The sequence below is a fragment of the Cellulomonas sp. Leaf395 genome (genome assembly GCF_001424125.1).
Lineage (GTDB): Bacteria > Actinomycetota > Actinomycetes > Actinomycetales > Cellulomonadaceae > Cellulomonas.
The window spans coordinates 573,156-586,020 of record NZ_LMQI01000005.1 but is presented as its reverse complement, the minus strand read 5'-3'; the positions used below and the strand labels follow the sequence as shown (position 1 = coordinate 586,020).

At 70.2% G+C, this 12,865-nt stretch carries 11 protein-coding genes; 7 read left to right on the top strand and 4 right to left on the bottom strand.

Annotation, left to right across the window (positions count from 1 at the left end; genetic code table 11):
- Positions 1-71 precede the first annotated feature (71 nt).
- Positions 72-2,825: a cation-translocating P-type ATPase gene (locus ASG23_RS17325; protein WP_056027621.1), complete on the bottom strand. Its 2,754-nt coding sequence runs from the start codon at positions 2,823-2,825 to the stop codon at positions 72-74.
- Positions 2,826-3,009: 184 nt separating this feature from the next.
- Between ASG23_RS17325 and ASG23_RS17320 the strand changes: the two genes are divergently transcribed.
- On the top strand, positions 3,010-3,831 hold the full coding sequence (locus ASG23_RS17320) for a class I SAM-dependent methyltransferase (RefSeq protein ID WP_235521203.1): 822 nt from the start codon (positions 3,010-3,012) through the stop codon (positions 3,829-3,831).
- A gap of 110 nt (positions 3,832-3,941) precedes the next feature.
- On the opposite strand, the gene ASG23_RS17315 is transcribed toward ASG23_RS17320, so the two are convergent.
- Positions 3,942-4,811, bottom strand: coding sequence for a hypothetical protein (locus tag ASG23_RS17315; RefSeq protein ID WP_056027619.1), 870 nt, complete (start codon positions 4,809-4,811; stop codon positions 3,942-3,944).
- Between the two features lie 766 nt (positions 4,812-5,577).
- Here ASG23_RS17315 and ASG23_RS17310 point away from each other — a divergent pair.
- The 4 genes from ASG23_RS17310 to ASG23_RS17295 all read left to right on the top strand — a co-directional run bounded on the left by ASG23_RS17310 (position 5,578) and on the right by ASG23_RS17295 (position 8,850).
- Positions 5,578-6,126: a SipW-dependent-type signal peptide-containing protein gene (locus tag ASG23_RS17310; protein WP_056027617.1), complete on the top strand. Its 549-nt coding sequence runs from the start codon at positions 5,578-5,580 to the stop codon at positions 6,124-6,126.
- A gap of 47 nt (positions 6,127-6,173) precedes the next feature.
- Positions 6,174-6,866, top strand: a complete 693-nt coding sequence (locus tag ASG23_RS17305; RefSeq protein WP_056027615.1) for a hypothetical protein — start codon at positions 6,174-6,176, stop codon at positions 6,864-6,866.
- Positions 6,867-7,009: 143 nt separating this feature from the next.
- Positions 7,010-8,248: an RCC1 domain-containing protein gene (locus ASG23_RS17300; RefSeq protein WP_157465724.1), complete on the top strand. Its 1,239-nt coding sequence runs from the start codon at positions 7,010-7,012 to the stop codon at positions 8,246-8,248.
- A 41-nt stretch (positions 8,249-8,289) separates the two neighbouring features.
- Positions 8,290-8,850: a signal peptidase I gene (locus tag ASG23_RS17295; RefSeq protein WP_056027611.1), complete on the top strand. Its 561-nt coding sequence runs from the start codon at positions 8,290-8,292 to the stop codon at positions 8,848-8,850.
- A gap of 126 nt (positions 8,851-8,976) precedes the next feature.
- Here ASG23_RS17295 and ASG23_RS17290 read toward each other — a convergent pair whose 3' ends face one another.
- Both ASG23_RS17290 and ASG23_RS17285 read right to left on the bottom strand, forming a co-directional pair.
- Positions 8,977-9,453 (bottom strand): PPOX class F420-dependent oxidoreductase, encoded by a 477-nt coding sequence (locus ASG23_RS17290; RefSeq protein WP_056027609.1) that lies wholly within the window; start codon positions 9,451-9,453, stop codon positions 8,977-8,979.
- Between the two features lie 7 nt (positions 9,454-9,460).
- The gene (locus tag ASG23_RS17285) at positions 9,461-10,147 is read right to left on the bottom strand and encodes a DNA alkylation repair protein (RefSeq protein WP_056027607.1); all 687 of its coding nucleotides are present in this window, start codon (positions 10,145-10,147) and stop codon (positions 9,461-9,463) included.
- Positions 10,148-10,354: 207 nt separating this feature from the next.
- Here ASG23_RS17285 and ASG23_RS17280 point away from each other — a divergent pair, with 207 nt between their 5' ends.
- Entirely contained in the window at positions 10,355-12,169 is a 1,815-nt protein-coding gene (locus tag ASG23_RS17280; RefSeq protein WP_056027605.1) for a ribonucleoside triphosphate reductase, read from the top strand.
- Positions 12,166-12,834, top strand: coding sequence for an anaerobic ribonucleoside-triphosphate reductase activating protein (locus tag ASG23_RS17275; protein ID WP_056027603.1), 669 nt, complete (start codon positions 12,166-12,168; stop codon positions 12,832-12,834). The genes ASG23_RS17280 and ASG23_RS17275 overlap by 4 nt, the downstream gene beginning before the upstream one ends.
- The last annotated feature ends 31 nt before the right edge of the window (positions 12,835-12,865 follow it).

The window sequence follows — 12,865 nt, the reverse complement described above, 5'->3', positions numbered from 1 at the left end:
GGGCAACGCCAGCACGTCCAACGGCTGGTGCTGACCGCCTCACGTGACTCCGAGGCGAGGGTTCGATCGTGCTACGACCCCGCGCCGTCACGGTCGCCGACGCGACGAAGGACGGCCTTCGCCGCTTCCATGAGCAGGAAGACCACCACGGCGATCCCGGCCGTGAGGAGCCAGCTGTGCAGGCCGATGGGGGTGGAGTCGAACCACACGTTCATGAACGGGGCGTACGTGAACAGGAGCTGGAGCACCAGCAGGGCGCCGGCCGAGATCCAGAGGCTCCGGTTGCCGGTGAGCACCCGCACGGTGAAGGCGGAGCCGTTGAGCAGTCGGCAGTTGAGCAGGAAGGCGAGCTGGCCGAGCGCCAGCATCATGACGGCGGATGTCTGTGCGACGGCGTAGTCGCCCGTGCGGTCGCGCTCCAGGACGAAGACGGCGAGCGTCGCGGCGCCGAGGATGACGGAGGCGATCAGGACCACGGCGATCGCGCGCGACGACAGCACCTGCTCGGTCGGGGACCGCGGCTTGCGCTTCATGATGCCGGGCTCCGCCGGCTCACCCGCGAGAGTCAGGGAGAGCGTGATCGCGGTCGCGAGGTTGATCCAGAGGATCTGCACGGGCGAGAGCGGCAGTGCCAGCCCGGCCAGGACAGCGACCAGGATCACCAGGGACTGCGCGCCGTTCGTGGGGAGCAGGAACACGACGGCCTTGCGGATGTTGTCGTAGATCCGTCGCCCTTCCTCGACGGCGCGTTCGATGGTCGCGAAGTTGTCGTCGGCGAGGACGATGTCCGCGGCCTCCTTGGTGGCCTCGGTGCCCTTGATGCCCATGGCGACGCCGACGTCCGCCCGGGTGATCGAGGGGGCGTCGTTGACACCGTCGCCGGTCATCGCCACGACCTCGCCGTGGGACTGCAGGGCGCGGACGATCCGGAGCTTGTGCTCGGGGGAGGTGCGGGCGTAGACGTCGACGTCGCGCACGACCGCACGCAGCTCGTCGTCGTCCATGGCCTGAAGGTCGGCGCCCGTCAGCGCGGGAACCTTGCCGTGCTCGGGCGCGATGCCGAGCTCGCGAGCGATGGCTGTCGCGGTGCCACGGTGGTCGCCCGTGATCATCTTGACGCGGATGCCCGCGGAGTGCGCCTCCGCGATCGCGGCGGTCGCCTCCGGGCGCGGCGGGTCGACGATGCCGACGACGCCGAGGAACGTCAGGCCGTCGTCGAGGTCGTCCAGTGTGATCCCGTCGACGCCGGCCGCCGGGCGGACCGCTGCTGCGAGCACCCGCAGGCCCCGGGCGGACAGCGCGTCGATCCGATCGTCCCAGGCGGCCCTGTCCAGCGGCCTGACGACGCCGTCGGCGGACCGTTCGGTGTGGGCGCGATCGAGCAGGCGGTCCGGGGCGCCGACGGCGTGCACGACACGGGTCGCACGCTCATACGCGGGACCAGCAGGGACGTCGTCCAGGGTCGCGGCGAACTTGTGGCCGGAGTCGAACGGCACCTCGCTGACCCGGACGGCGTCGCTGGTCCGCGCACCGGACTTCGCGGCTAGCACGTCCAGCGCGCCCTCCGTCGGCGCCCCGACGACGCGCCAGCCGTCCTCGGTCGGCTCGACGTGGGCGTCGTTGCACAGGCCGACGGCCAGCACGAACGCGGCGAGATCAGGGTGCGCCGCCAGGTCCGCCGTCCCACCGTGCGCGGTGACGACTCGACCGGCGGGGTCGTAGCCGGTGCCCTCGACGGTGTAGGTCCCCCTGGCGGTGACCACGGTGCGAGCCGTCATCTCGTTCTGCGTGAGGGTGCCCGTCTTGTCCGAGCAGATCGTCGTCGTCGAGCCGAGCGTCTCGACCGCCGACATCTTCCGGGTGATCGCACGGTGCCGGGCCATCTGCTGCACGCCGAGCGCCAGCGTGATGGTCACCAGGGCGGGGAGCCCCTCGGGCACCGCGGCGACGGCGAACCCGATGGCCGCATCGATCAGCTCGTCGACGTCCAGGCCGTGCACGAACCGGCCGACCAGCAGCATGACGACAGCGAGCACGCCGATGAGGACCGACAGCTGCTTGCCCAGGTGCTCGAGCTGCCGGGCCAGCGGTGTGTCCATGGCGTCCTGCTCGGCGACGAGCGCCGAGATGCGGCCGATCTCCGTGTCACCGCCCGTCGCCACGACCACGCCCTCGCCGGTGCCGGCGGTCACGATCGTCCCGGAGAAGAGCATCGACGTCCGGTCGCCGATGCTCACGTCGGGGTCGTTGACGTCGTCGGACTTGTCCGACGCAACCGACTCGCCCGTCAGCGCCGACTCGTCGACCTGCAGCTGGGCCGAGGACAGCAGCCGGACGTCCGCCGGGACCCGGTCGCCGCTGCGCACCCGGACCACGTCTCCGACGACGAGCGTCGCGGAGTCGATCACCCCCCAGTCACCGTCGCGCCGGACCTGCGCGCTCAGCGACTGCATCTTGCGCAGCCCCGCGAGGGCCGACACCGCCCGGCCCTCCTGGATGAAGCCGATCAGGCCCGTCGCGACGATCACCACGACGATGACCGCGAAGTCGACCCAGTCACCCGTGATCGCCTTGAGCACCGCCGCCGCGATGAGGATGTAGATGAGCACGTCGGCGTACTGGCTCAGAAGGCGCGCCAACGTCGACGGCTGGGGCGGCTCCGGCAGCTCGTTCCGACCGTCGCGCGCCAGCCGCTCCCCGGCTTCCAGCACCGTCAGCCCGACTGTCGAGCCCCCTGCGGCTCGGAGGACGTCTTCGACTGCGAGCGACCAGGGCGCGGCCAGCTCATCGGCACGTGCGGGGCGATCAGGTGCGACTGGAGTCATGCGGCGTACTCCTCGGAAGAGTCGTAGGGCGTGGGCACCGCTCCCATCCTCGCAGCGACCCTCCGAACACTTCGCTCGGTGGCGCGCCGGCGTTGGCGATCCGCGCCGACGTCTCCCTAGGCTCCGTACGCGCGACGGCACCGTCGGCGTTGCGAAACGCGGGATCGACGCGTCAACTGACGACGTGAGCGGGAGCGACAAGGTGGTGGGCGCGCGCCACGCCTCGGGCCGCCCGGAGTCGGCCGATCCATCGGGCTATGACTCCGAGCTCAAGCGGCTCGACCCGGTGTTCAGACGGGCCTGTGCCGTCCAGGCATCGGACCGCGTCCTCGATGTCGGATGCGGCACAGGTCAGACGACCCGGGCAGCAGCGCGGTCCGCGCAGGAGGGTAGTGCGCTGGGCGTGGACATCTCCACAGCCGCCATCGAGCGCGCCCGCGGGCTGGCCGTCGCGGAAGGGCTCAGCAACGTCGCGTTCGAGCGCGCTGACGCACAGGTCCATCCCTTCCGGCAGGAGAGCTTCGACCTGGCGATCAGCCGGTTCGGCTCGATGTTCTTCGACGACGCCACCGCCGCGTTCACCAACGTCAGACGGGCTCTGCGCCCTTCGGGGCGGCTCGTGCTGATGGTCTGGCAGGCCGGCGAACGCAACGAGTGGGACGTCGCCATCCGCCGGTCCCTCTCCGGCGGTTCGGAGCCAGGCGGCACGTCGGAGGCGTTCTCGCTCGCGGACCCGTCGCGCACGAGCCGATTCCTGGCTGCGGCGGGATTTGTCGACATCGCCTTCGCCGATGTCGACGAGCCGGTCTTCTACGGCCGTGACGTGCCAGCTGCCCTCGCCTGGGTCCGCGGCTTCACGTGCACCAGCGAGCTGCTGCACCGGCTCGATCCCGACGAGGCGGAACGGGGACTGATCCGTCTGCGAGAGGCGCTGTCGGAACATCTGCGAGACGACGGCGTGTGGTTCGGCGCACGCTCCTGGATCGTGTCCGCGCGCCGGGGGTGATCCGAGCGTCGACCGGCGCCGGGTAGGGCTCGGTGATGTCGGCCCGAGCCGGCGCACTCGTGTCCGAGCGGACCTCGAGCTGTGGGCACTGCCGAGCTCGACGGGTGCGGCTAGGTCGAGGTGGCGCCACCCGTGCTTCCTCCGCCGACCCTGGGTGTCACCAGCCGCTCGCTGAAGCCCGCGGCGAACCCCGTGATGAGCACGTAGTAGACGTTCTCCGCACCACTCTGGGTCGCGGAAGCGGCGAGCCACACGGTGAGTCCCGCGACCGCGCCGATGGGGATGCGTGACAACGACGCCACCGTCGAGCTCAGCTGCGTCGGGATGCGGCTCCCGGCCAGTCGGGTCGACCGCTCCGCAGCGCTCACGACGGCGCCCACCACACCGATGAACGCAGAGGCGACAACGATCCAGGACCAGTCCGGCTGGACGACGACCAGGACGAGGACGACGAGCAGCGCCGGCGTGCCGATGATCAGGAGGATGGCCTGGTGGCGGCGCAGGATCCCAAGCCGGCGGTAGACGTTCTCGTACTCCATGTGCCGCACCCGCAGGGCCGCTTCGAACTCCACGCGACGACGCTCGTCCGACTGCGACGGGTCAGAGACGAGCTCCAGGTGCGACCGGATGGCGTGGGCGCGCCACGTCGTGAACTTGCCGGGAGCCTCGACCTCCGCGGCCAGGTCGCTCGCCTCTGCCATCAGCGTCTCGTCATCCATGGTCCGTACCAGGGCTTCGGCAGTGCGGTACGCGAAGTGCCATCCGTCGTCGACGTCGCCCCTGCCGTGGGCGTCGCGCGCCAGCGAGTGGTACACCCGGGCGAGCTCGACGTCGGGTGCGGCACCGGCCGCGTCGAGTCGAGCACCCAGGTCCCGCACCTCGGTGGCGAGCCTGGCCCGTTGCGGGTTGCTCAGGATGCCGCCCGAGCGCCGTGCCACGGCGGACGCGGGTTCGTCCGCGCGCGCGGCCCCGTCACTCATGGCCGGCCGGCTCGTTCATCACGCCCCCCGCGCTCGCGCCGCGCTCACCTGCCGAATGTGGCGTCCACGGTACTCGTGGCGGGCGGCCGAGGGAACAGATGGGCGCCGCGGCGCCTGGCGTCAATATGCTCTGCCGCAGAAAGTGACGGCGTCGGTGCATTCTTGGATCTTTCGCTTTGCCCCGCGACCCGCCGCGGATTTCCGTGGGAGGTACAGCCCCGGCGGCCGCCTCGGTGACGCTCCCAGCGGGCTGGCCGGTGCACGGGAGGCGTCCGGCGGCGCCCCTGCGACCGGGCAGCCCTCTACGGCGATCGTGATGGCCCGCTGCCGGCGTGCGATCGCACATGGAAGCTCACCGGACTCGACGCGGGCTCGACCAGACGTGCGCCGTGGCCAGCGCGGTGCCCATGGCCGGGACCAGCGGGTTCTCCATTCGGCAGCTACCTCTCGCAGCTCGGGGTCTCGATGAGCTCCGGCTGCCATGCACGCTGGAGAACATCTGCTGCCGTGGCATCGCCCCGGGGACTGGCACCGAGACACCGAACCCAGAACCAGCGCATCGCTGCCGAAAGTCCCACGGCCCATTGGTGGACCCTCGTGAATTCGGCTGGAAAGCGCGGGAGGGCTACACGCCTCGCCTGCGGTGCATCCGGGTTCACCGTCGAGGGGCGGGCGTGCACGCTATGCCGGAATCACAAGTGGGCTTACATTGCATTTCGTAGGCGAGCGCGATCCGTGCGAGCCCGGGCAGAAGGCGGGGAGTCCCATGGATGCGATCGCACGCAGGAAGACAAAGATCGTGTTGGCCGCGGTGGCGGTGCTGGGTGTGGGGGCGGCGGCAACCAGCGCGGTCTGGAGCGACCAGGTGTTCTTCCAGGGTGATGTGTCGGTTGCGAAATTCAATATCCAGGGGGCAACCGGCGAGTTGCCGGCCACGTGGCTGGAGTCGAACACCTGGGACGGGACCGCGACGGGCCTGCCCACGATCGAGCTCGCCTTCGCTGACATGGGGCCGCTCGTGGCCGGCCAGACGGACACCTGGACGGGGTTTATCCGCAACGACCCGACCAGCACGGTGAATGCGAACGTCTCCGCCATCACCGCGAACACGAGCCTGCTCGACCCGGCGCTAGCCGCCCAGCTGACCGTCTCGGTCGCCTACGACGTGCCGGCCAACGCGGTGTCTGTCGCACCGGCGGCTCAGGTTCCGTTCACGGTGACGGTCACTCTGGCCGATAGTGCCCCCACGACAGTGATGGGAGCGACGGGAACTCTTGTCATCCAGGTCGTCGGCAGCCCCGTGACGGTTCCTTGAGCCGAGCGACGGACACGCCCTGAAACGGTCGAGCTGATCCTCGGTTGATGGCCTCCTGCCCCCGCATGCGCCCCGGCGCGGCGCGATGGTTGCTGGTGCTGCTGCTCATTGCATTCGGCAGCGCCGGCATCGTCGCGCCTGCCGGTGCCACGGCGAGGGGGTCGTCCATTCCCGGGACGGCGTCGAGCGTGGACCAGGAGGTGCTGAGCTTCGCCAATCTGGTGCCGGGGGAGACCGCGCTGCGGTACCTGGTGCTGTCGGTGGCCGAGCCTGGTCCGGGACACGTTGTCCAGGCCGAGGTTGATGGCTCGGCGGAGTTGCTGCCGTTCGTGCTGACCGGGCTGCGGGCCTGTGACGTGCCGTGGCAGGCGGGGGTGTGCAGGGCGGGGGAGCAGACGTTGTTCCCGTTCGCGGCGGTGCCCGCGTCGCAGGGCCTGAGTATCCCGGTCCAGACGTCAGACACGCTCTATCTCGAGGTGGCTGTGGGAGTCTCCGACGACGTGCCGAACAGCACGAGCGGGCAGCTGAACTACGTGGTGAGCCTGGAGGGTGCCGACGTGGTTCCACCGACGCCGACGCCGACGTCGGGGTCGGGCGGGAGCTCGCAGCCTGGCCCACCGCCTGCCGGCGGCCTATCGAGCACCGGTGCTGACAGCCTTGCCCTGCTGGTCGCGGCGTTGTCGCTGATCGGCTTGGGCGTCGCCGTGCAGGCCCACGTCCGACGGAGGGCGGCGGCATGACCGCGCGAGTCGTGCAAGCGCGGTGGCGGTGCCGCATTGCTGTCGCCGCGGTGCTGTGCCTCCTGGCCGGCACCTTGGCAGCCTCCGGCGCACTCCGCCCCACGACCGCCGTATGGACCGACCCCGTCTACGCCCGAGGCGACGTGCTGATCGGCACGTGGTCGACGCCCGTGGACGCTGTCTCGGCTGGCGGCAGGTACACGTGCATACGGATCGAGGGCCAGGCCTGGTGCTCGGGAGAGGCGCGCATCGATATCCCCAAGACGGGGGAGATCGTGAACACCAACGTGATGACGCTCGTGCAGCCGGGCGCCCGGGGTACGACCGCGATCACGCAGCTCGACACCGGACTGGACCAGACCTGCGTCGTGGCCGGCGGCGCCGCCTACTGCTGGGGCACCGGCGGTGGAGCCCTGGGCAACTACAACCCCTCCGATCCGTTCAACATGCCGCCATCGAAAGACCCCGTGGCTGTCTACGCGGGGGCCGACGACGACGTGCTGTTCTGGGGGTACCAATCACCGCTGTACCAGGAGACGGTCGTCGACGTGTTCACCGGAGAGCAGGCTGGCTGCGCTGTGATGGACACCGGCCGCGCCGCGTGCTGGGGCCTGTACACGTTCCTCACGAGGCCCGTCGGGGACGTCCCGGAGCGGGTAGTCTCATCGCCCATCCTCGTGCCAACCACGGCTGAGAACCCGGCCAGTCAGTTGCCGCCCGGAACGCGGATCCAGAGCCTCACCACGGAGTTCCAGAACACCTGCGCCGTGATCGCGACCGGCCCGATGTACTGCTGGGGGGCGAACACCCAGGGACAGCTCGGCCCGCCGGCTGCCGCTGCGGTGATGGCACCCAGGGCGCTGCCTCGAGGCGCGAGTGGGACCGGCCCGATCACCTTTGCATCGATGGGCAGGTTTCACCTGTGCTTCCTGTCTGGCGGTGCGGCGTACTGCTCGGGCCTCCGCGCCGCTGGCGCACTCGGTGACAACTCACAGACCGATTTCGCCGACGAGCCGGTCGCGGTCGACACTGCCGGGGTGCTCGCGGGCGTGACTCTCACCCAGGTCGTCACGGGCGACCAGTTCTCGTGCGCGCTCTCGGCCGCGGGACGCGCCTATTGCTGGGGCCAGAACTCGAACGGGCAGCTCGGTAACAACCTCACCGCTAACTCCCTGGTCCCCGTAGCCGTCGACATGTCCCAGCTCCCGGCCGGTGTCACGTTCACCCAGATTGACGCAGGGACGACTCACGTGTGCGCACGCGGCTCCGACGCGAAGGTCTACTGCTGGGGCTCCGGAACCTCCGGTGAGCAGGCGACAGGGACGAATCCGACGATCGTCTTCCGTCCCCAGACCCCGATGACGGATACGTGGACAGGATGAGGCGATCAGCCCGCACACCCGCAGAGCGACGCCATCCCCGGATGCGCCGGGCGCTGGGCATCGTCGGAGATTCGCTGCTCACGGTGGCGGCGGTGATCGGCGTGCTCGGTCTTGCGCTGTTCGTCGGAGCCCAGACGGGCAAGGTTCACACCCTCGTGGTCATCTCCGAGTCGATGGTGCCGCTCTACCAGGTGGACGATGTGATCCTCGCCCGGGCGGTGCCGGCGTCCACGCTCGAGGTCGGCGAGGTCGCGAGCCTGCCGCGCGGGGACGGCGTCGTCGTCACCCATCGCGTGGTGTCGATCGCGCCATCGCCGGCCGGAGCCCCGGGGACGATGGCTATCGAGATGAAGGGTGACGCCAACACGGCGGAGGACGCGCGGCCCTACGAGGTGCAGACAGCACTTGTGCCGATGGTGACGGTTCCCGGGGCCGGCCAGGTGATCCGGCTGGCGAACGAGCCGACGGTGGCGATCCCCGTCGTGATCACCGTGCTCGCGCTGGTCGGGATCGGTCTGCTCTCCGGCTCGCCCCGGAAGAACGAGGAGCCTGCGGCCGAGCAGGGAGCGCTCGAGTCGCTGAGCGACCACACGACCGCGTGATCGAGGGTCGTCGTCTACCCGCGCTTCGCCATTCTGCGTTCCCGTCACCCGCACCGGCGAGAGCGGCAGATGGCTCGACAGCCGGCTTCGGCGGCGGAGTCGATCCGAGCGCCCGGGTCCGCGCGGTCAGCCGTCCAGGCGTGCGGCGACGTCCGCCGGGAAGCCGCCGGTGGCGATCGGTCCCCACCGGGTGGGCGTGACGCGGATCAGCGACTTGCCCTGCGTCCGCATGGCGGCGCGGTACTCGTCCCAGTCGGGGTGCTCGCCCGCGATGCACCGGTAGTAGTCGACGAGCGCGTCCTCCGCCTCCGGCATGTGCAGAACCTCGGCGTCCCCGTCGACCTGCACCCATGCGCCCCCGAAGTCGTCGGACAGCACGCAGACCGTCACCCGAGGGTCGCGCTCCGCGTTCACCGCCTTCGCCCGGCCGGGATAGGTGGAGATGACCAGGCGTCCCTGCTCGTCGACGCCGCCGGTGACGGGTGACACCTGCGGTCGACCGTCGGCGCGCGTGGTGACCAGGAGGATGTGGTGCCGGTCGCGGATGAACTCGAGCAGCCCGGTCAGGTCGACCGTGCGCGTGGTGGCGATGGATCGGGGCACGGCCGGTCTACCTCTCCGCCTGGCGTCGGACGATCTCGGTGATCCAGATGGGCGCGAACGGGGACGTGCAGCCGGGCGGCGTCGGGTAGTCCTTGAGCACCTCGAGCCGTTCGCCGATGTCGATCGCGCGTGCACGGTGCTCGGGGTGGTGGATGCCGATGGCGGCGAGGCACTCGTTCATGGCCCACTGCAGGCGGTCCGGTGCGTCCTTCATCTGTGCCTCGACGAGGTCGAGCAGCTCGCCGAGGTCGAGCCCGTCGGGGGCCTTGGCGACGCGGTCGCTGGTCAACGCCCAGCCGGCACTGGCGACGACGGGATCGGGGTCGGTGAACCACGCGACGCGCAGCTCTTCGACGTGGGGGTTCTTCTTGACGACGTAGCTGACCAGCCAGTCGTGCACCTTGGGGACGCGCGCCTCTCGCAGCATCGCGTCCAGCTCGGCTCCCGAGTACGCCTTGGGGCGGCTGATGAGGATGGCGACCAGCCGGGCGGCGGTGTCCCCGGTCTCCCAGAGCCGGCCGGCGAGCTCGTGGTCGGTCTTGAGGCCCTTGGCCACCGCGCGGAGCTTGGTGAGGTTCACGCCGTGGTCGTCACCGTGGCGCTCGTTCACCGCCCGGATCTTCGGGTCCTCCAGCGCTGCGAGATCGGCCAGCACCGTGCCGACCGTGGCCTGGGAAAGCACATCGGTTGCCACACGATCTCCTCTGGTACGTCGTCCGTCCTCGTCACGGATCGTACGTCGCGACCCGTCCTCACGCGGTCTCCGGACTAGGGACCAAAGGCCCGTCCGACGAGCATCCGCCGAGCCCTAACGTCTACATCTAGTTCCCCAGGACCGGATCGACCACAGCATGTTGTGGTTGACGCCTGAGGGGCCTCGACGCAGAGACCGGAGTGGGACATGTCGGACAAGGTTGTCGTGGATGTCGGCTCGTCGATCGACGAGTACCTGGAGCGCACCGACTGGCGGGTGAACGCCAACGCGAACCAGGGGTACTCGTTGGGCGGGCTGATCCTGCAGACGGCGGGCAAGGTGGTGGCGAACTACTGGCTGAGCCACGTGTACCCGGCGGACGTGGGCGAGGCGCACCGGGAGGGCGACCTCCACATCCACGACCTCGACATGCTCTCCGGCTACTGCGCGGGCTGGTCGCTGCGGTCGTTCCTGGCCGAAGGGCTCAACGGCGTGCCCGGGAAGGTGGACGCCCGCCCGCCGAAGCACTTCGGGTCGGCGGTGGGGCAGATCGTGAACTTCCTCGGGACGATGCAGAACGAGTGGGCGGGCGCGCAGGCGTTCAGCTCGTTCGACACGTACATGGCCCCGTTCGTGCGGCTCGACGGGCTCTCCTACGAGCAGGTGCGGCAGGGGATCCAGGAGCTCGTCTACAACCTCAACGTGCCGTCGCGATGGGGCACGCAGACGCCGTTCACCAACCTCACGTTCGACTGGACGTGCCCGGAGGACCTGCGCGAGGAGGTGCCGTTCGTCGCGGGGGAGCCCTGCGACTTCACGTACGGCGACCTGCAGCGCGAGATGGACCTGATCAACCGCGCGTACATCGAGGTCATGACCGACGGTGACGCGTCGGGCCGCGTCTTCACGTTCCCGATCCCGACGTACAACATCACGCACGACTTCGACTGGCACAGCGAGAACGCCGACCGCCTGTTCGCGATGACGGCACGGTACGGGTTGCCGTACTTCCAGAACTTCCTCAACTCCGAGATGAACCCCGGCGACGTGCGCTCGATGTGCTGCCGGCTGCAGCTGGACCTGCGCGAGCTGCTCAAGCGCGGCAACGGCCTGTTCGGCTCGGCGGAGCAGACCGGGTCGCTCGGCGTCGTCACCGTGAACTGCGGGCGTCTCGGTTTCCTGCACCCGGGGGACGAGGCAGGCCTGCTCGCGGCGCTCGACCGGCTGCTGGACCTGGCGCGGACGTCGCTGGAGCTCAAGCGGACCGTCATCCAGCGCTACCTCGACGAGGGACTGTTCCCGTACACCCGGCGCTACCTCGGCACGCTCGACAACCACTTCTCGACCATCGGGGTGAACGGCCTGAACGAGATGGTGCGCAACTTCACCGGCGACCGGTACGACCTGACCGATCCCGAGGGGCACGAGCTCGTTGTCCGCCTGCTCGACCACGTGCGGGCCCGGATGGTGGAGTTCCAGGAGTCCACCGGGCACCTGTACAACCTGGAGGCCACGCCCGCCGAGGGGACGACCTACCGGTTCGCCAAGGAGGACCGTCGCCGGTTCCCGGGGATCCTGCAGGCGGGGACGGACGACAACCCGTACTACACCAACTCCTCGCAGCTGCCGGTGGGCTTCACCGAGGACCCCTTCGAGGCTCTGGAGCGCCAGGACGAGCTGCAGACCAAGTACACGGGAGGCACGGTGCTGCACCTGTACATGGCCGAGCGGCTCTCGACGCCCGACGCTGCCCGCGAGCTGGTCCGTCGTGCGCTCTCGCGGTTCCGGCTGCCCTACCTGACGGTGACGCCGACGTTCTCCATCTGCCCACGCCACGGCTACCTGGCGGGGGAGCACCCGACGTGCTCGCGGTGCCACGACGAGGGGCACGGCTCGGTGGAGTGCGAGGTGTGGACGCGGGTCATGGGCTACCACCGCCCGGTGAGCTCGTTCAACATCGGCAAGAAGGGCGAGCACGCGGAGCGCACCCCGTTCCGCGAGTCGGTGGCGGCTCTCGCGTGACGGTCGAGCTCGCCATCGCGGGTCTGACGCCGCTGTCGTCGTGCGACTGGCCCGGCAGGCTCGTCGCGACCGCCTTCCTCCAGGGCTGCCCGTGGCGGTGCACGTACTGCCACAACGCGGCGATCCTGGACCCGCGTGCGCCGGGCACGGTGCCGTGGCGGGACGTGCTCGAGCTGCTCGCGCGCCGGCACGGGCTGCTCGACGGGCTCGTGTTCTCCGGTGGCGAGCCGACCCGGCAGCGGGCTCTCGTCGCGGCGGCAGCGCAGGTGCGCGAGGCCGGGTTCGGGGTCGGTCTGCACACGTCGGGCGCGTACCCGAGCCGGTTGCCGGCGCTGCTCCCGCTCGTCGACTGGGTGGGGTTCGACGTGAAGGCCCCGGCGGGCCTCTACCGCGCCATCACCCGGGTGGGCGGCCCGACGACGAGCGCCGACGCGACGTTCGCCTCCCTGCGGCTGGTGCTCGACTCCGGCGTCGACGTAGAGGTCAGGACGACCGTCGACCCGACCGTCCTCGGGCCCGACGACGTCGCGGAGCTGACGGACGTGCTCGCCGGGCTGGGCGTCCGCTCGCACGTGCTCCAGCAGGTGCGAGCGGACGGGACGACGGACGAGTACAAGCGTGCCCTCAGCCTCGTCGGCTCCGGGGTGAGCGCCTCCGCCACCTGATCGCCCGGACGCTCTGCGACCGCCAGAGAGC

What these genes read in the sequence shown, in the direction of transcription:
- ASG23_RS17325 (WP_056027621.1), bottom strand. Translation starts at nt 2,825, where the DNA reads ATGACTCCAGTCGCACCTGATCGCCCCGCACGTGCCGATGAGCTGGCC.
- ASG23_RS17315 (WP_056027619.1), bottom strand. Translation starts at nt 4,811, where the DNA reads ATGAGTGACGGGGCCGCGCGCGCGGACGAACCCGCGTCCGCCGTGGCA.
- ASG23_RS17310 (WP_056027617.1), top strand. Translation starts at nt 5,578, where the DNA reads ATGGATGCGATCGCACGCAGGAAGACAAAGATCGTGTTGGCCGCGGTG.
- ASG23_RS17305 (WP_056027615.1), top strand. Translation starts at nt 6,174, where the DNA reads ATGGCCTCCTGCCCCCGCATGCGCCCCGGCGCGGCGCGATGGTTGCTG.
- ASG23_RS17295 (WP_056027611.1), top strand. Translation starts at nt 8,290, where the DNA reads ATGCGCCGGGCGCTGGGCATCGTCGGAGATTCGCTGCTCACGGTGGCG.
- ASG23_RS17280 (WP_056027605.1), top strand. Translation starts at nt 10,355, where the DNA reads ATGTCGGACAAGGTTGTCGTGGATGTCGGCTCGTCGATCGACGAGTAC.